This window comes from Allobosea sp. FBZP-16, assembly GCF_002831785.1.
Lineage (GTDB): Bacteria > Pseudomonadota > Alphaproteobacteria > Rhizobiales > Beijerinckiaceae > Allobosea > Allobosea lupini.
This window is the reverse complement of the sequence record NZ_LNCQ01000043.1, coordinates 1-17447: the sequence shown is the minus strand read 5'-3', so window position 1 is coordinate 17447 and position 17447 is coordinate 1. Positions and strand designations below refer to the sequence as shown.

The window sequence follows — 17447 nt, the reverse complement described above, 5'->3', positions numbered from 1 at the left end:
ATCCAAGCGCCAGCGCCAGCACCATGACCTTACCGGCCCGCTGACATCGGCAGCGTTGCATTGAATGAACCCGCCTCCGTCAGCCCGGAGATCGTCAAGTGAGCGCCTGGTTTCGCTCCCGGTTGGGAGGGGAGAACCCACTGCATCGCGGAGTGGCCGAGGGAATAGCCGAGCAGCCCCTTGTTGGCCGCGACCACTTTCCCGGCGCCGTCGCGAACCGTCACGGCGGCAAGCCTGACCCGACGCCCCCCGCTGTTCGCCGCGCCGATCGCCAGGCTTTTTCCGTGTTGGCTCGCCGACCACGTCACCGATGCCGGCGATGCGGAGCGGTCCGTGAAGAAGACGGGGATGACATGGCGCAGGACCAGCGCAACGGTTCCTGGCGTTCGGTTCGGTTTGGGCAACTCGTCCACGACCAGCCGAAAGGCCGCCTCGCCACCGACCGGGCCGCCGGTCACCCGGACGACACGCACCATGTAGTCCTGGCGGGCGCGCAACTGCACGACGGGCGGGCTGGCGACGACCTCGTCCGTCGGCTCGAGCCGTTCTGCTCCGCCTCGCTGGGTCCAGCGAAAAACCCGGATCTGCGCCGTAATCGGTTCGGCATCGGTATTGCGCAAGGTGATCGTTGCTACCTTCGCCGGGACCGCAAGGTCCAGCAGCACGGGGGTCACCTGCAGCGACGCCGCATCCGCCATTCCGGTGACCAGGGCCGCGAGGGCCGTGCCGATTGCCGCGCTTCTCATCCCGCCCTCCTTCCGGTCCTGGCAAAGCGGAGGCGATCGGCGCCGCGCAAGCAGCGTCGTCAAACCTCTCGGTTGCCTCATGAGGCGATCGTCAGCAGGCCAGTGCTCTGGCCATCGTCAGTAGGTAACAGTCACCGTGATGGTGTCGGTGTAGAGTGCGGGCGCGGGCGTGGTCTGTGCAGGCACTCGGCCGTAGACCGTGTAATTCTGGACCGCCCCGTTGCCGACGCCCGCAATGGTGTCGCTGCCCGCCGTCGAGCCCCAGTTCTGGGTGCGGCCGGCGTCGCGGAAAAGCGAGTAGTTGATCAGCCCGCCTGCCCCCGCCATCTGCCGGGTCGTGACCGAGCCTCCGTTGACACCCTGGTTGAAGCCGATCGTGTAGGGAGTCGACGTGGTGCATTGCACGCTGACCGTGCTTGTCGAATCAATATTCGCGGACAAGATGCCGACATTGCCGAAATTCAGATCCGAAGCGCTAGCAACAATGCAATTCGCTTGGATATTGATCTGAACTTGGAAATTCCCGGTAGCAGTCGCCGCCTTGGCGCCGACAGAGGCGAATGTACATATCAAAAGCACAGACAAGAGGCTTATTCTTGCCATGGCCCAATTCCTCATACAGGATTGGCGAATTAATGCTTCGTGATGGAAAGATTACGCCCCTACGGTTAACGAGATGTTAATCACCTAAAACCATGGCATGCTTCGATGCAAAAGATTTCGTTGCTCGCCTCAAAAATCGCCCGAGCGAAAAGCAGCCTGGCGTCACCGGCCTCGCCCCTGTGAGCCCAGACGCTTCGGGCGCTCCTGGAGGCCGCTTTCAAGGAAGGGATAGCATCCGCTGCTGGCCGATATCGATGAAAAGTCGGCCATCTGAGCGCCGCCGCGGCTTAGCGGATTTGGCCGATCGAAGCCCGGCCGCTCATGCTGGCCTGATCTGAGGTCCGTTCGGCGGGAAATTCCTGCGGTTCTGGGCCGTTGCAGCGAAGTGGAACTCGTCTCATCTGCGCGAACCTCGAGATGACCGCAAGTCCGTCCACGGAAGAAGATCGTGATGCTCTTCTGGCGAAGCTGTCGATGACGCTCGTAGCCGTCCTGCTGTCGCGGACGGTCAACGACGAGACGCTGCCGCGCCAGATCCTGAGCGCGGCTGGCTCCCAGATCGCCGCCCATGCGAAGCCGCCGGGTGGCGAGCAGGAGCGCGTGCGGTGAGCGTCGCGGAAACCGCGCTTGACGGACCGCCGCAGGCTTCCCGAGCGGGGCTCGATCCGCTTCGATCCGACCTCTAGGACCTCGGAGGCCCCATCGTCCTGCTTCTCGCGGGTCTGGCCGCCCTCACTCGAAACGACTCTAGTAGACATCCGCTTGATAGCGCCCTGCCTTACGCAAAGCGGCGACATAGGCGATTGCCTCCTCGCTGGATCGCCCGCCATGTTCGGTGACGATATCGACGAGCGCGCGCTCGACATCCCTGGCCATCCGCTTGGCATCGCCGCAGATGTAGAAATGCGCACCCTGCTCGAGCCAGGCCCAGAGTTCGCCGCCGCGTTCGCGCATCCGGTCCTGGACATAGACCTTGTCGCCGTCGCGCGACCAGGCGAGCGTCAGGTTGGTGAGGAAGCCGGACTCCTTCATCGCCTGCAGCTCGTCCTCGTAGAAGAAGTCGCAGGCCCGGCGCTGATGGCCGAAGAACAGCCAGTTGCGGCCAGTTGCCCTCGTCGCCTGCCGATCGTGCAGGAAGGCGCGGAAGGGCGCGATCCCGGTGCCGGGGCCGCACATGATGATCGGCGTCTGGGGATCGGCCGGCAGCCCGAAGCCATGGGCGCGCTGGACATAGACCGCCACCTTGTCGCCGGGGGCGACACGCTCGGCGAGAAAGGTCGAGGCGACGCCCCAGCGTGGGCGGCTGCCGATCTTGTAGCGGACCGTGTCGACCGTCAGCGAGATGCGTCCCGGCGTGGCATTGAAGGAGGACGAGATCGAATAGAGCCGCGGCTGCAGCGGGTCGAGCGCCTCGACGAAAGCCTCGGGCGAGAGCCGCGCCGAGGAGAATTTGTGCAGCGCGCCGAGCACGTCGAGTCGGTCGAGGTCGCCGTCGGGATCCTCGCCGGCGGCAAGGCGCCTGGCCTTCTGCCGTGTCTCGCCGCCGGTCACATAGGAGATCAGCTGGAACAGGGCATCCGGCGCTGGCCCGAGCGCGCAGTCGGCCAGGAGCTTGTCGCGTAGGCTCTTGCCGCCGATCTCGGCGTCGGGCCGCGCGCCGAGCAGCGCGATCACCGCATCGACCAGGCGTGGGTCGTTCTGCGCGACGATACCGAAGGCGTCGCCGACGACATAATCGAGACCGCATTCGGCGAGGTCGAACTCGACATGCCAGGTCTCCTTCTCGGAACCCTCGCCATTGAGTTTGCGCCGCGACAGGAAGGTCGCGAGCGCAGGGTTCTCGCGGCAGCGGCCAAGTGGGCCGAGATCGACGGCGGGCGCGGCCTCGGCGGGCGCAGCGGGGGCGGTGGCGCCCGGTGCTTCCATCAGCGCCTTGAGCTGGCGCAGGGTGTCCTTGCCCCCGGGCGCGCAGAGATTGAGCCGTCCCTCGGTGCCTGAGGCGATGGCGGCGGAATAGGTCTCGCAGACATAGCCGCATTGCCCGCAATCCTGCTGCGCCATGGCGGCGAAGAGCTTGCGGGGCAGCGGCTTGCCTTCGGCGAGCTGCATGCGGTCGGCGATCGCCATGGCGGGATCGTGCCAGGGGGCGCCGTCGTCGGCCTCGCCCATCACCGCGGCGTTCTCCGCCGGAGACAAAGCGGTCACTCCGGCATTGTCGAGCGAGAGCAGACCGGCAAAGAAGCCATTCAGCCAGGAGCGCTGCTCCTCGCTGAACGGCGCGGTCTCCGGCAGGACCTGGACGATCGGGTTCGGCGTCTGCACGGTCATGCCGCTTCCCCCGTCTCAGCGACCAATGCCTGCAGCGCCGCGATCTCGTGGCGGCGGGCGAAGGCGACGAAGCTCTCGTCGGGCGCGGCGCGATGGACCTGCCAGGTGCGCAGGACCGCCTCGACCAGAGCCGGCGCTTCTTCCGCCTTGACCTTCTCGCGGAACGGCCGGGCCATGCCGCCATCGACACCGTAGCCGCCGCCGACCAGCAGGTCGTAGCCGGGGACGGTGTCGCCCTCCTCGTTGACCGGCACCTTGGCGCCGATCAGGCCGAGATCGCCGATATAGTGCTGGGCGCAGGAATGATGGCAGCCGGTGAGGTGGATGTTGACCGGCTGGTCCAGGGTGATGCGCGGCTCGCAATGGGCGGCGATGGCGAGCGCATCCTCCTTGGTGTGGGCGGCGGCGAACTTGCAGCCGGTCGCGCCGGTGCAGGCGATCAGTCCGGCGCGCAGTATCGAGGTTTCGGCCGAGAGGCCGGTCGCCTTCAGGTTGGCAATGACATCGTCGATCCCTGCATCCGGCACGCCGGAGATGAGCAGGTTCTGCCAGACGGTCAAGCGGATATCGCCGTCGCCGCATTGCTGCGCGATCTCCGCGATGGTCCGCATCTGCGCGACTGTGAGCTTGCCGACCGGCAGCGCCACGCCGATCCAGTTGAGGCCCGGCTGAACCTGCCTGTGCACGCCGATATGGGCGAGGCGATCATAGACCGGCCGCGGCCTGACGAAGGCGCCGTCGAGCCGGGCCAGCCGCCGGCGGAGCTTCTCCTCGACGGCGGCGAGGAACTTGTCGAAGCCCCAGGCATCGAGCACGTATTTGAGCCGCGACTTGTTGCGATCGGTGCGGTCGCCATTGGCGATGAAGACCCGAACGATCGCATCGGCGACCGCGATCGCGTCGGACGGAGCGACGATCACGCCGGTATCGCGAGCGAGATCCTTGTGGCCGGTGATGCCGCCGAGCGCGAGACGATACCAGATGCCGGGCTCGACCGGCTGCCCTTCGAACGCTGCTCCCTCGATGACCTCGATGGCCTGGAAGCCGATATCGTTGGTGTCCTCCAGCGTCGCGATCGAGCCGGCGCCGTCGAAGGCGACGTTGAACTTGCGCGGCAGCCCATAGAGCGAGCGGTCGTTCAGGATGTGGTGGTGCCAGGCACGGGCATGCGGGCGGGTGTCGAGGAGTTCGAGCGGATCGATGCCGGCGGTCGCCGATCCCGTGACATTGCGGATATTGTCGGCGCCGGAGCCTTTCGCCGTCAGGCCGAGATCGGCCAGGCCCTCGAGCAGCTGCGGGGCGTTTTCGGCGGTGATCTCGCGGATCTGGAGGTTCGCGCGGGTGGTGACGTGGCTGTAGCCGCCGCCGAGGCGTTCGGCGATGTCGGCGACCCCTTCGAACTGCCAGGCCTTGAGGATGCCGTTGGGAATGCGCAGCCGGCACATATAGCTGTTCTGCGCCGGTGCCACATAGAACAGGCCGTGATAGCGCCAGCGGAAATTGTCCTCCGGCTTGGGATAGGTGCCCGACGCGGCCTGATCCTTGAAACGGGCATAGGCGTCGAACGGATGCTCGGCGGCTTTCCACTTCTCCTGATCGACGAGCTTGCCGCCGGCGGCGACCGTCCTGGCCTGCGCCTCGATATGCTCCCTGTCGGGACCAGCGGGCTTGGCCGGAGCGCCGCCCGGCGCGCCGCCGAGCGGGCCGAGGCCGCGCGCCGTGCGGGCCGACTGCATGCCGCTGACGAAGCCTTCGAGGTAGCGCTTCTGATCGGGGGTGAAATCGTCGCTCATGACCGGGGCCGTCACGCCGCCTCGACGAAGCGATGCCGCTCGTAGAGGAATTTCAGCACCGACTCGCGCGCGGCGATGTAGGTGCGGTCGGTGACCAGCTCCAGCCGCTTGCGCGGGCGGGTGAGCCGCACGTCGAGCACCTCGCCGATGCGGGCCGAGGGGCCGTTGGTCAGCATCACGATCCGGTCGGAGAGCAGCACGGCCTCGTCGACGTCGTGGGTGATCATGATCATGGTGTTGCCGAGCGCGGCATGGATCTGCATCACCGAGTCCTGCAGATGGGCGCGGGTCAGCGCGTCGAGCGCACCAAAGGGCTCGTCGAGCAGCAGGATCTTGGGTTCCATCGCCAGGCCGCGGGCGATACCGACGCGCTGTTTCATGCCGCCCGAGATCTCGCCCGGCCGCTTGTCCTTGGCATGGCCCATCTGGACGAGGTCGAGATTGTGCATGATCCAGTCATGCCGCTCGGCCTTGCTCTTCTTGCCGCCAAAGACCTTGTTCACGGCGAGCGCGACATTGTCGTAGACGGTGAGCCAGGGCAGCAGCGAGTGGTTCTGGAAGACCACGGCCCGATCCGGCCCCGGCGCGTTGACCTCCTTGCCTTCGAGCAGGATGCCGCCGCTCGTCGCGGGGGTGAGCCCGGCGATGATGTTGAGCAGGGTCGACTTGCCGCAGCCGGAATGGCCGATGATCGAGACGAACTCGCCCTTGTCGATGACGAGGCTGATGTCCTTGAGCACTTCCGTAGTGGCGGCGCCACGCTGGAAGCGTTTGTCGACGTGGTCGATCTTCAGATAGCTCATCGTTTCGCCCCTCAGTTGGTCGCGGTGCCGCGGGTGACGACATGGCCGATGAGGGCGACGAGGCGATCGAGCAGGAAGCCGACCACGCCGATATAGACCAGCGCCACGATGATGTCGGAGAGGCGGGACGAGTTCCACGCATCCCAGATGAAGAAGCCGATGCCGACGCCGCCGGTCAGCATCTCGGCGGCGACGATGGCGAGCCATGACAGGCCGACGCCGATGCGCAGGCCGGTGAAGATGTAGGGCGCCGCCGAGGGCACCATGATCTTGTAGAAGAACTCGACCTGGTTCAGCCGCAGCACCTTGGCGACGTTGCGATAGTCCTGCGGGATGTTGCGGATGCCGACGGCCGTGTTGATGATGACCGGCCAGATCGCGGTGATGAAGATCACGAAGATCGCCGAGGGCTGGCTGTCGCGGAAGGCGGCGAGCGAGAGCGGCAGCCAGGCGAGCGGCGGCACCGTGCGCAGCACCTGGAAGACCGGGTCGAGCCCACGCGTCGCCCAGACCGACTGGCCGACCAGAGTGCCGAGCAGCACGCCGACGATCGCCGCCAGGCTGAAGCCGATCGCGACGCGCTGAAGCGAGACCAGGATGCGCCAGCCCAGCCCGATATCTTGCGAGCCCGCCCAGTAGAACGGCTCGGTGATCAGGTCCTTGGCCTCTTCCCAGATCCTGGTCGGCGGCGGCAGCGAGGATTGCGGACCGGACGCGGCGATCTGCCAGAACAGCAGGATCAGCGCGATGGTGATCAGCGGCGGCACCATGTTGACGAGCGCACCCTTCGCCAGGGGCGCGAGTCTGGCCGCGACGGACTTCGAGGGGCCGGCCGGCAGGGGCAGGACCTCTGACGGCTTTCCCTTGAGGGAAACGATCGCCGCGCCGGCGATCGCGTCTTTCAAGACAGGCTGACCCATGTTCCAGTCTCTCCTCTGACCGAGCTGTCAGTCATGCCGCTTCGATCGCGCGTGCCTGCGCGCCGATGCGGCGGATTTCGGGGAGGCAGGAGCCGCAATTGGTTCCCGCCTTGAGTTGAAGGCCGATCTCCTCGGCCGTCGCGGCACCGGCCACGAAGGCGGCCCGGATCGCGTTCAGGCCGACGCCGAAGCAGGCGCAGATGGTCGGTCCGGGATCGGACCCGCCGGGATTGCGCCCCGCCAGGAGGGCAAGCCGGCTTGGCACGGCCGCTGCCGGATCGGCGAAGACGGTCTTGACCGTGTCCCAGAGCGGCGCACGACCCGCGGGAGCAAGGAAGATCACGGCCAGCAGCCGGCCTTCCCGGAGGACGGCGCAGCGATAGCCACCGCCGTCACGGTCGATCAGTTCGGTCAACTCCTCGGCGCCGAAACGCTCGCGCATCAGGGCCGCGATCGCATCGACCGAAGCGTCGGTGGCGAAGAGCCGGCCCTCGCCGCCTTGCACCGCAAGCCGCGACCACCAGCTGCCGGCTGGCAGGGCAAAAGGCTGCCGCGAGAGGACGAAGCCTTCGAAGCGATAGGCGACGGGCCTGATGGCGACGGGCGTCGCCTTCATTTCAGGTTGCCCGGAGAAGGGATCGCAAAGCGGCTGCGTCAGAGCTCCGATCCGCGCCGCCGAGGCCGTCTCGTCCGACCAGTGGATCGGCGCGAACAGGTCCCCGGGAGAAACGCCGTCATCGGCAACGACCTTGAGCACGGCGCTGCCCTGGGCGCTGGCGAGGCGGGCGAAACCGCCCTCGACCAGCCCGAAGCGCGTGATCTCGGAGGAGTGCAGAGAGATTGAGGGCTCGGCGATATGCGCGCTGAGCCGGGGGCTGAGGCCGGTCCGGGTCATCGTATGCCAATGATCGCGCACGCGGCCGGTGTTGAGCAGCAGCGGGAAGGCTTCGTCGGCCTCGGAGGCGAGCTTCGGTGCGGCGAGGGGGCGCATCTGCGCGCGGCGCCCGGGTCCAAAGAAGCTTCCGTCTCCGAAGAGCCGTGCAATGCCCTGTGGCCGATGGGCGGGGACCGGCCATTGCACCGGCGTCAGCCCGTCGTAGCCGGCCTTGCCGAGACCGGCATGGCCGCCGATGTCGAAATCTCGGGTGCCGTCGTTCTCGAAGGCAGAGAGCGCGGCGTGCTCGGCGTAGATCTCGTGCGGTCCGGCATAGGTGAAGGCCTCGCCGAAACCGAGGCGCCTGGCGACTTCGCAGATGATCCACCAGTCGGGCCTCACCTCGCCCGGCAGCGACAGGAAGGCGCGCTGGCGCGAGATGCGGCGTTCGGAGTTGGTGACGGTACCGTCCTTCTCGCCCCAGGCGGCGGCCGGCAGGATGTAATGCGGCCTGGCCGCGAGCGTGTCGTTGGAGAGCACGTTCTCAGAGACGACGAACAGATCGAGCCCGGCGAGCGCGGCGCGTACCTTGTCCGCATTCGGAAGAGAGACGGCGGGGTTGGTCGCCATCACCCACATCGCGCGGATGCGGCGCTCGGCGACCGCATCGAGCATCTGGACGGCTTTGAGGCCCTCGTGGCGGACGATGTGGGGCGCCCGCCAGAAGCGCCGGACGCGATCGATCTCGTCTGCGCCATACCCCATATGGGCGGCGAGCATGTTGGCGAGGCCGCCGACCTCGCGCCCGCCCATGGCGTTGGGCTGGCCGGTCAGGGAGAACGGGCCGCAGCCGGGCCGCCCGATCCGGCCGGTAGCCAGATGACAATTCAGGATAGCGGCGACCTTGTCGGTCCCTTGCGCCGACTGGTTGACGCCCTGGCTCCAGGCCGTCACGACATGCGGCGTGCTCGCCCAGAGCTCGTAGAAGGCTGCGATATCCTCAGGCTTCAGGCCGGTGGCGACGGACACCGCGGTGATATCTGGCGCAATGTCCCGCGCATTGGCGAGCGCCGCGTCAAAGCCGTCGACATGGCGCGCGACATAGGTCCGGTCGACGAGGCCGCGATCGGCGAGGTGGACTAGCAGACCTGCGAACAACGCGGCGTCGGAGCCGGGCTTCAGCGCCAGCACCATATTGGCGTCTTCCGCGGTCGCGGTGACCCGCGGATCGAGGACCACAATGCGCGCGGCGCGTTCCCGGCGATTGTCCTGCATCCGCCGGAACAGGACCGGATGGCACCAGGCCGTGTTCGAGCCGACGAGGACGATCAGATCGGCGCTGTCGAAATCCTCATAGGCGCCGGGCACCGTGTCCGAGCCGAAGACCCGGCGCTGGGCCGCGACCGTCGACGACATGCAGAGCCGCGAATTGGTGTCGACATGGGGCGAGCCGATGAAGCCCTTCGCCAGCTTGTTGGCGACGTAGTAGTCCTCGGTCAGAAGCTGGCCGGAGAGATAGAAGGCAATCGCCTCGGGACCATGCCCGGCCGCGATGGCCTGCAGACCGGCCGCAACGGCATCGAGCGCCTCGTCCCAGCTGACCCTGTCATAGCTGCCGGCGGCGTTGCGCTTCAGCGGGTACAGCACACGGCTGCCGAGCCCGAGCGTCTCGCCGAGCGCGGAGCCCTTGGAGCAGAGCCGCCCGCGATTGGCCGGATGATCCGCGTCTCCGGTAATGGAGGCGCCGCCCAGCCCGTCCGGCGTCGCCTTCACGCCACAGCCGACTCCGCAATACGGGCAGGTCGTGCAGGTCACGGCCGGAGCGAGGGGAGCGTCGTGGCGCATCACGCAGCCATCCCGATGCAATAGCCCTCGCCGAAGGGCAGGTCGGCACGGATCGCGCTGATGTCCTGGCCCGAGCGGATCAGCCCGAGATAGAACAGCGCGCCACTGGTGTCGCCGACGAGGACGCAGCCGGCTAGCCTGCCCGCGCGCAGCACGAACTTGCGGTAGATGCCGGCGGCCGGATCGCGCAGCAGCAGAACTTCGTCGTCCTCTCCCGGCTCGACCGAGCCTGCCGAGAAAACGCTGACCCCACTGACCTTGAGATTGGTCGCCAGCAGCGAACCGTTATAGCGGTCGCTCGCACCGGCAAGTCGCGCGGCCAGCACACGCGCCTGTTCATAGGCGGGCTCGACCAGACCATAGACCAGGCCGCGATGCTCGGCACATTCGCCGATCGCGAAGATGCAGGGATCGCTGCTGGCAAGGCCGTCGTCGACATCGATGCCGCGATTGACGTCGAGCCCTGCGGCGACGGCGAGATCGACACGCGGGCGCACCCCGATGGCGACGACAACGAGGTCAGCCGGGATTACGCTGCCATCGGTCAGCTCGACCGCCTCAACCCGCTCCTTGCCGACAAAGCGCTCAGCTGTGCAGTTCAGGCGGATGTCGATGTCACGAGCCGCGATCTCACCGGCAAGCAGGCCTGCTCCCTCGCGGTCGAGCTGGCGTTCCATCAACCGGTCAGCGAGATGCAGGACCGTGACCTTGCCGCCGATCCTGGCGAGCCCGTAGGCCGCTTCCAGCCCAAGCAGGCCGCCGCCGATCACCACGACGCGCGCGCCGGTCGCGGCCACGCTGCGGAACAGCGCGACATCGGCGACATCGCGGAAGCTGGCGACGCCAGGCAGTTCCAGCCCAGGCACCGGCGGCATCAGCGGGCGCGAGCCGGTCGCGAGCACGAGCTTGCCGTAAGGCAGGACGAGGCCGTCGGCCAAGGTCACGCTCTTCGTCGCCCGGTCGATGCCCGTGACCGGCTTGCCGTAGACCATCGAGACGCCGCGCGCTTGCCACCAGGCGGCGGGCTTCAGCTCGATCTCCGGCTCGCCGATCTCGCCCGCCAGCAGCGGCGAGAGCAGCACCCGATTGTAAGCCAGCCGCGGCTCGTCCCCGATGACCGCGACCGCATAGCGTCCGAGCGCCTGCCGGCTGAGCTCGTCAGCCAGCCGCGTCGCGGCCATGCCATTGCCGACGATGATCAGGGGCTCGGCCATGCGTCAGGCGACCCGCTTGATCTTCAGGGCCTTGAGATAGTCCAGCGGCGCCGCAGGATCGAACTTCATACCGTCGAAGAAGGTCTCGACGCCCCGCGAGTCGGCAGTCGGCGCGCCGGCGACGCCGAGCGTCTTCGCCGCCTCGCGCCAGAGATCGGCGCGGTTGGTCTTGTCGACGAGGGCTTTGATGTCGATGGTCGGTTCGAACTTGCCCCAGCGGATGTTCTCGGTGACGAACCAGGTGTCGAGGCTCTTCCAGGGATAGGAGGTCGAGCCGCCTTCCCCCCAGAACTTCATGTAGAGATTGGTGCCCTTCGCCTCGCGGCCATTGCCGTAATTGATGTCGCCGAGCAGGCGCTTGTTGATGTCGCCGGTGGGGACGTTGAACCATTGCCGCTTGCCGACGATCTCGGCGAGCTCCTGGCGGTTCTCCATCTTGTCGGCCCAGATCTGGGCTTCCATCACGGCCATCAGGATGGCCTGGGTCGCCTTAGGATTGGCATCGACGAAATCGGCGCGCATGCCGAGGATCTTCTCGGGGTGACGGAACCAGAGCTCGCCGGTGGTCAGCGCGCTGTAGCCGATGTTCTGGTTGACGAGCTGCTCGTTCCAGGGCTCGCCGACGCAGAAGCAGTCCATGGTGCCGACCTTCATGTTCGCCACCATCTGCGGCGGCGGCACGACGATGACCTTGATGTCGGTATCGGGGTCGATGCCGCCGGCGGCGAGCCAGTAGCGGATCCAGAGGTCGTGCGTGCCGCCCGGGAAGGTCATGGCGGCGGTCAGTTCCTTGCCGGCAGCCTTCTTGCGCTCGAAGGCCTGCTTCAGCGGCGAGGCGTCCTTCTGGACATTGAGGTCCTTGTACTCGTTGGAGACCGAGATCGCCTGCCCGTCCTCGTTGAGGTTGAGCAGCGTGTACATCGGCAGCGGCTGGCCGTTCTGCATGACCTTGCCGGTCGAGTAGAGATGCGTCTTCGGCCGCAGGATGTGGCCGCCGTCGATGCCGCTGTTCTTGAAGCCGAGCGCCATGTTGTCGCGCGTCGCGCCCCAGGAGGCCTGCTTGGCGATGTCCATGTCGGGCAGGCCATGCTTGGCGAAGAGGCCCTTCTCCTTGGCGATGATCAGCGGCGAGGCGTCGGTCAGGGCGATGTAGCCGAGGCGGGTTCCCTTGACCTCGGGACCGGCGCCTTGCGCGAAAGCGCCTGAAGGCAGGGCGGTTTTCGCCGCCGCGAGCAGCGCGGCCGTGCCGGACAGATTCAGGAAGTCGCGGCGGCTCGTGCCTGTCTGCGGAGCTACCGCCGTCCTGGCCGGGGTCTTGGAGCTGTGCGTCATCGATCGCCTCTCGGTTGCTGAGCTGTCGCCCGCTTGAAACCAGCCCCGAAACGCAAAAAACGCCGCGCGAAAGACGCCTGGACGGGCGCATTTCGACAGCGACGTTGCTGTGTCTTCCGGATCGGGGATGGCGCGGGCAGCGTTGGCCGCATCGCCTTCCTTCATACAAGGATCGAGCCAACCGCTTCGCGGCGGGCCTAGCCTCGAATTGCTATCGTTTACCGGTGGTGAGGCGCAGGTGCCGCGCGAAGGCGGATTTGTTGCGGCGCACAATCGCCACGCATCTGCTTAAATAATAGGCTAAATTTTGACTGCCCCTAGGATGCTGTCAAAAGCGGCAGGCAGAAGGACGTCGCATGCGGCGTCGCGCATCTGTGGTGTCGCCATGACCTGCCCGGCGCGCGCCATGCCGGCGAGAACCCAGTCGGCATCACCAGGGTCAGGGCGCAGGGCCTCCTGGTCGAAACGGATGAAGTGCTCGATCCGGCGCGCCGGCCGGCCGGCGCCCTGGATCAGCTCGCCTTGCAGAATGCGCTCGATCAGCTCAACCGGCAGCGCGAGCCGGTCCGGCGCAGACAGGTGATGCGCCGTGCGCGAGACATTCTCGGGGCGGCAGGCCCAGGCGCTGGCCTTCAGGATCGCGGCGCCGAGCTTGGAGACGGCCGCCGGGCGCTTCTGCACGTCGTCGGCGCGCCAGGCCAGAACCTTGTCGTGGCAGTTGCGCCTGAGATCGACGCTGGCATGGACCATTGCGCCGACGCCGGCCGCCACCGCCGCCGAATTCCAGGGCGCCCCCGCGCAGAAGCCGTCGATCCGCCCGCTGGCGAGCGCCTCGACGGTCTGCGGAGGGGGTACGATCTCCAGCCGGATGTCCTCGCCAAGCCTGAGTCCACCCTTCTCGAGCCATTCCCCAAGCAGGTAGACATGCGTCGAGAAGCCGAAGACCGCAGCCAAAGTGAGCGGCGGCAGGCCGGCCGCCTTGCGGCGCGCGACCATGGCGGCGAGCGCATGGCCTGAGACCGTCGTGTCGGCCAGATCCCCGTCGGCCAGGCGTGCGAGCTCCTCGAAGCGCCGCAACGAGAGGGTGATCGCGGCGCCATCGCGATTGAGCGCCAGCGGCGCTGCCATCGGGGCCTTGACGCCACCGATCCCGAGGGTCGCGGCGATGGCGGCCGGGCCGAGCATATGGGCGGCATCGAACAGGCGCACGTTCAGCTTGTCGCGCAGATTCGACCACGAAACCTCGCGGACCAGTTCGAGATTCAGCCCCTCGGCCTCGGCAAAACCCTCGTCCTTGGCCAGGACGACGAGCGCGCAATCGACCAGCGGCATGAAGCCGACTCGCAGGTGCAGCGTCGTCATTTCAGCATCTCCGCGGCAGTGATGAGGGAGCGGGCGATGTCGACGAGCTTGCGTTTCTCGTTCATCGCGGTGCGGCGCATGAGCGCGTAGGCCTCGTCCTCGGAGAGGCCCTTCAGCCGCATGACGATGCCCTTGGCACGATCGATCGTCTTACGGTCCTCCAGCTGCGAGCGGGCTTCGTCGAGCTCCTCGCGCAGCTTGCGGAACGCATTGAAGCGGCTGATGCAGGTCTGCAGGATCGGCTGCATCCGCTCCTTCTTCAGCCCGTCGACGATATAGGCGGAGACGCCGGCCTCGACCGCCGCCTCGATCGAGGCCGAGTCGGACTGGTCGACGAACATGGTGATCGGCCGGCGGACGTGCCGGCTGACCAGGAACATGTCGGCCAGGGCGTCGCGGCTCGGATCCTCGAGATCGATCACCACGACATCGGGATCGTGAGTCTCGATGGCGGCGACGAGGCCGGTCGTCGCGGAGAGGCGGACGAGCTGCTGATAGCCCGCTTCCCGCAGGCCTTCCTCGATGATCGCGGCCCTGACCTGGTTCGCATCGACGATGAGGATCCGCAGATTGGGCACCATGCCTTGCAGACGTTCCCTGTGTTATGATCAGGCGCTCCTCAATCAGGAATCGTGCCAGAGGGGCCCACAGGCCCCGGCCGAGCGGATAAACTCAGGCGAGTCGAGAGTGTCCGCTGCCGCCAACGAAGCCGACTGCGCTCCGGGGCGTCCCGATTCATGGACAGAAATTCACTTTCTCTCCTCCACCGGCCGCTCTAGAAGCGGGTCTGTCGCGTCGTGTTCCGCGGTCCTTCGAATCGAGGCTGGAGAAGAGCGGCATGATGCCGGGCTACAGGCGTGATCTTGCGGGACACGCGGTCGCACATTCGCTCTTCCGTCTCTCATCCGCGGCGGCCATCACCCTTGGTCTCGCCGGTTGCCTGCCGGCCGACCTGCGCCCCGAGCTCGGCGTCGCGGTGACACGCAGCTATGCCGCTGGCGACCGCAGCAGCGCGTCTGCCGTCTCGCCCGATTGGCCGCGCCTGTTCCGCTCGAGCGAACTCAATCGCCTGGTCGAACGGGCATCCGGCGCGAATTTCGACATCGCCATCGCCATGACACGCATCCGGCAGGCCGATGCGCAGTCGCGCATCGGGGCGGCGACGCTCTATCCGACGCTCAGCGGCTCGGCCGACGCCTCGCGCAGCCTCCGGCCGGGTACGCTCGGCTCCAAACGCGGACCGTTCAGCGAGAGCGTCGGCAACCAGTTCAGCCTCGGCCTGTCGGCGAGCTACGAGCTCGATTTCTGGGGCAAGAACCGAGCGACCGCCGACGCCGGACGCTTCGCCGCCGAGGCGACGCGCTTCGACCGCGACGTCGTGGCGCTCACCGCCGTCGCCAGCGTGACCACCACCTATTTCCAGGTACTGGCGGCACAGGACCGCCTGCGTATCGCCCGCGAGAACATCGCGGTGGCCGAGCGGACCCTCAAGGTGATCCAGGCCCGCCTTTCCGTCGGCACCGCCACCCAGCTCGACATCGCGCAGCAGGAAAGCGTGGTGGCGCAACAGAAGGCCTCCGTGCCCGCCCTCGAACTCTCACTGCGCCAGGCCAGGGTCACGCTCGCCGTGCTCATCGGCGAGACGCCGGCCGCAGTCACGATCAAGGGCGGCAGCCTGAACGCGCTCACCGTGCCGATGGTGCGGGCCGGTCTGCCTTCGCAATTGCTGCAGCGCCGGCCCGACATCGCCGAGGCCGAGGCGCGCCTGACCTCACAGGAAGCGACGCTGCATGCCGCCCGCGCGGCGCTGTATCCGAGCATCCAGCTGACCGGCCAAGGCGGGCTCGAAAGCGCGCTATTGAAGAACCTGCTGCGGCCCGATGCGGCTTTCGCTTCTGCGGCAGCGGGCCTCGTCCAGCCCATTCTCGACGGCGGCAATCTGCGCGCCCGGGTCGAGCTCGAACGCGGCACGGCCGACGAACTGATCGCGACCTATCGCAAGACCATCGTCAGCGCCTTCGCGGATGTCGAGAACGCGCTGATCGCGATCCAGGAAAACACCCGTCACGAGCGGCTGCAGGGGGAAGTCGTGGCGTCTGCAAGGCGTGCCTATGCCATCACCGAGCAGCGGCTGCGCGAAGGCACGATCGACATCGTGACGCTGCTGAACACGCAGCAGACGCTGTTCCAGGCGCAGGACCAGCTTTCGCAGACCAGGCTCCAGAAGCTGAGTGCCTATGTCGACCTGTTCAAGGCGCTGGGCGGCGGCTGGACCGAGGCCGACCGCCGCACTGCCATCATCGCGACCGAGGCGGCGGAATGAAGCGTCTTCTGATCCTTCTCGTGCTGCTCGGCGCCGCGGCCTGGGGCTGGCACAGCTACAATGGCGGCTGGATGCCCGGCGGCGAGGACAGCGTCGCGGCCGGCCAGCAAGGGGCCGGTCGCGGTGGCCGGCGCGCCCGCTTCGGCAACAATGAAGGGCCGATCCCGGTGATCGCGACCCCGGCGCGCTATGGCGACGTGCCGGTCACGGCCGATGCGGTCGGGACGATCCAGGCGCTGAACACCGTGGCCGTGCGCACGCAGGTCGATGGAAGGCTGATCGAGATCGCCTTCAAGGACGGGCAGGATGTCCGCAAGGGCGATGTTCTGGCCAAGATCGATCCCACGACCTATCAGGCGCAATACGACCAGGCGATGGCCAAGAAGGCGCAGGACGAGGCGCAGCTCGCCAATGCCCGCGCCGACCTCGAGCGCTACGCCAAGCTCGCCCAGACCGATTACGGCTCGCGCCAGCAGGCCGACACCCAGCGCGCCACGGTGGCGCAGCTCGAGGCGTTGGTCCGCTCCGACCAGGGCGCGATCGACAACGCCAAGGCCTATCTCGACTACACCACGATCCGCGCGCCGATCGACGGCCGGCTCGGCATCCGGCAGGTCGACCAGGGCAACATCGTCCGCGCCTCCGATTCGAACGGCCTCGTGGTCATCACCCAGCTCAGGCCGATCGCCATGATCTTCAACCTGCCGCAGCAGCAATTGCGCGCGGTGAGCGCCGCAGTGGCGCGCGGCCCGGTCGAGGTCGACGCGCTGGACTCGGATGGCACGACGATCATCGACAAGGGCACCATCGAGGTCATCGACAACGTCGTCGACCAGACCACCGGCACGATCAAGGTCAAGGCGCGCTTCCCGAACGAGCGGCTCCAGCTCTGGCCCGGCCAGTTCGTCAATGTCCGCGTCTTCGTCGACGTGCTCAGGCATGTCGTGGTCGCGCCGACCGCCGCGATCCAGCGCGGCCCGAACGGTGCCTATGTCTTCGCCGTCAACGAGGACGAGACGGTGCGGCAGGTGGCTGTCACCGTGGGCCAGCAGGACGAGACGACGGCGGTCATCACCGCGGGTATCGAGCCGCCGGCGAAGCTGGTCACCACCGGCTTCGCGCGCTTGACCGACAAGGCGAGAGTGCGCGTCTCGACGCCGGAGGAAGCGGCCCAGCCACCAGCCGCCATGCCGGGCCGGCGCGGCACGCGGGAGCCGGGTCAGGGCCAAGGACAGGGACAGCGCCGGCAACGCGAGCGGGCTGGAGGCGACACCGCGGGTCCGGGCTCGGCGGCGCCGGCGACG

14 protein-coding genes are annotated in these 17447 nt (G+C 67.4%); 3 read left to right on the top strand and 11 right to left on the bottom strand.

Going from position 1 to position 17447, the window contains the following annotated elements; all coding sequences use genetic code 11:
- Positions 1–29: 29 nt before the first annotated feature.
- Entirely contained in the window at positions 30–746 is a 717-nt protein-coding gene (locus CXY91_RS21380) for a fimbrial biogenesis chaperone (protein ID WP_199777527.1), read from the bottom strand.
- Between the two features lie 117 nt (positions 747–863).
- Complete coding sequence (locus tag CXY91_RS21375; protein ID WP_425285429.1) at positions 864–1364, bottom strand: Csu type fimbrial protein; 501 nt, start codon at positions 1362–1364, stop codon at positions 864–866.
- A 459-nt stretch (positions 1365–1823) separates the two neighbouring features.
- Between CXY91_RS21375 and CXY91_RS31155 the strand changes: the two genes are divergently transcribed.
- Positions 1824–1958 carry a hypothetical protein gene (locus CXY91_RS31155; protein WP_282569389.1) on the top strand — a complete coding sequence of 45 codons (135 nt, stop codon included), beginning with the start codon at positions 1824–1826 and terminating at the stop codon, positions 1956–1958.
- A gap of 138 nt (positions 1959–2096) precedes the next feature.
- Here CXY91_RS31155 and CXY91_RS21365 read toward each other — a convergent pair whose 3' ends face one another.
- From CXY91_RS21365 to CXY91_RS21325, 9 genes are all read right to left on the bottom strand, one after another.
- On the bottom strand, positions 2097–3677 hold the full coding sequence (locus CXY91_RS21365; protein WP_100963175.1) for a sulfite reductase subunit alpha: 1581 nt from the start codon (positions 3675–3677) through the stop codon (positions 2097–2099).
- Positions 3674–5470, bottom strand: coding sequence for a NirA family protein (locus CXY91_RS21360; RefSeq protein WP_100963173.1), 1797 nt, complete (start codon positions 5468–5470; stop codon positions 3674–3676). The genes CXY91_RS21365 and CXY91_RS21360 overlap by 4 nt, the downstream gene beginning before the upstream one ends.
- Before the next feature lie 11 nt (positions 5471–5481).
- Positions 5482–6273: an ABC transporter ATP-binding protein gene (locus CXY91_RS21355; protein WP_100963171.1), complete on the bottom strand. Its 792-nt coding sequence runs from the start codon at positions 6271–6273 to the stop codon at positions 5482–5484.
- An 11-nt stretch (positions 6274–6284) separates the two neighbouring features.
- Complete coding sequence (gene ntrB, locus CXY91_RS21350) at positions 6285–7193, bottom strand: nitrate ABC transporter permease (RefSeq protein WP_100963170.1); 909 nt, start codon at positions 7191–7193, stop codon at positions 6285–6287.
- Positions 7194–7224: 31 nt separating this feature from the next.
- On the bottom strand, positions 7225–9912 hold the full coding sequence (locus tag CXY91_RS21345; protein WP_100963169.1) for a nitrate reductase: 2688 nt from the start codon (positions 9910–9912) through the stop codon (positions 7225–7227).
- Positions 9912–11126, bottom strand: a complete 1215-nt coding sequence (locus tag CXY91_RS21340; protein ID WP_100963168.1) for an NAD(P)/FAD-dependent oxidoreductase — start codon at positions 11124–11126, stop codon at positions 9912–9914. Before CXY91_RS21340 ends, CXY91_RS21345 begins: the two co-directional genes overlap by 1 nt.
- Before the next feature lie 3 nt (positions 11127–11129).
- Positions 11130–12458, bottom strand: coding sequence for a CmpA/NrtA family ABC transporter substrate-binding protein (locus tag CXY91_RS21335; RefSeq protein ID WP_100963167.1), 1329 nt, complete (start codon positions 12456–12458; stop codon positions 11130–11132).
- Between the two features lie 300 nt (positions 12459–12758).
- Complete coding sequence (locus CXY91_RS21330; RefSeq protein ID WP_100963166.1) at positions 12759–13820, bottom strand: CmpA/NrtA family ABC transporter substrate-binding protein; 1062 nt, start codon at positions 13818–13820, stop codon at positions 12759–12761.
- Positions 13817–14401 (bottom strand): ANTAR domain-containing response regulator, encoded by a 585-nt coding sequence (locus tag CXY91_RS21325; RefSeq protein ID WP_091833229.1) that lies wholly within the window; start codon positions 14399–14401, stop codon positions 13817–13819. The genes CXY91_RS21330 and CXY91_RS21325 overlap by 4 nt, the downstream gene beginning before the upstream one ends.
- 257 nt (positions 14402–14658) lie before the next feature.
- Here CXY91_RS21325 and CXY91_RS21320 point away from each other — a divergent pair, with 257 nt between their 5' ends.
- Both CXY91_RS21320 and CXY91_RS21315 read left to right on the top strand, forming a co-directional pair.
- A complete protein-coding gene (locus CXY91_RS21320; protein WP_248307586.1) occupies positions 14659–16143 on the top strand; it encodes an efflux transporter outer membrane subunit in 1485 nt (494 codons plus the stop codon).
- The coding region (locus CXY91_RS21315; RefSeq protein ID WP_100963165.1) for an efflux RND transporter periplasmic adaptor subunit at positions 16140–17447 on the top strand (1308 nt) is incomplete at its 3' end. The genes CXY91_RS21320 and CXY91_RS21315, both read left to right, overlap by 4 nt.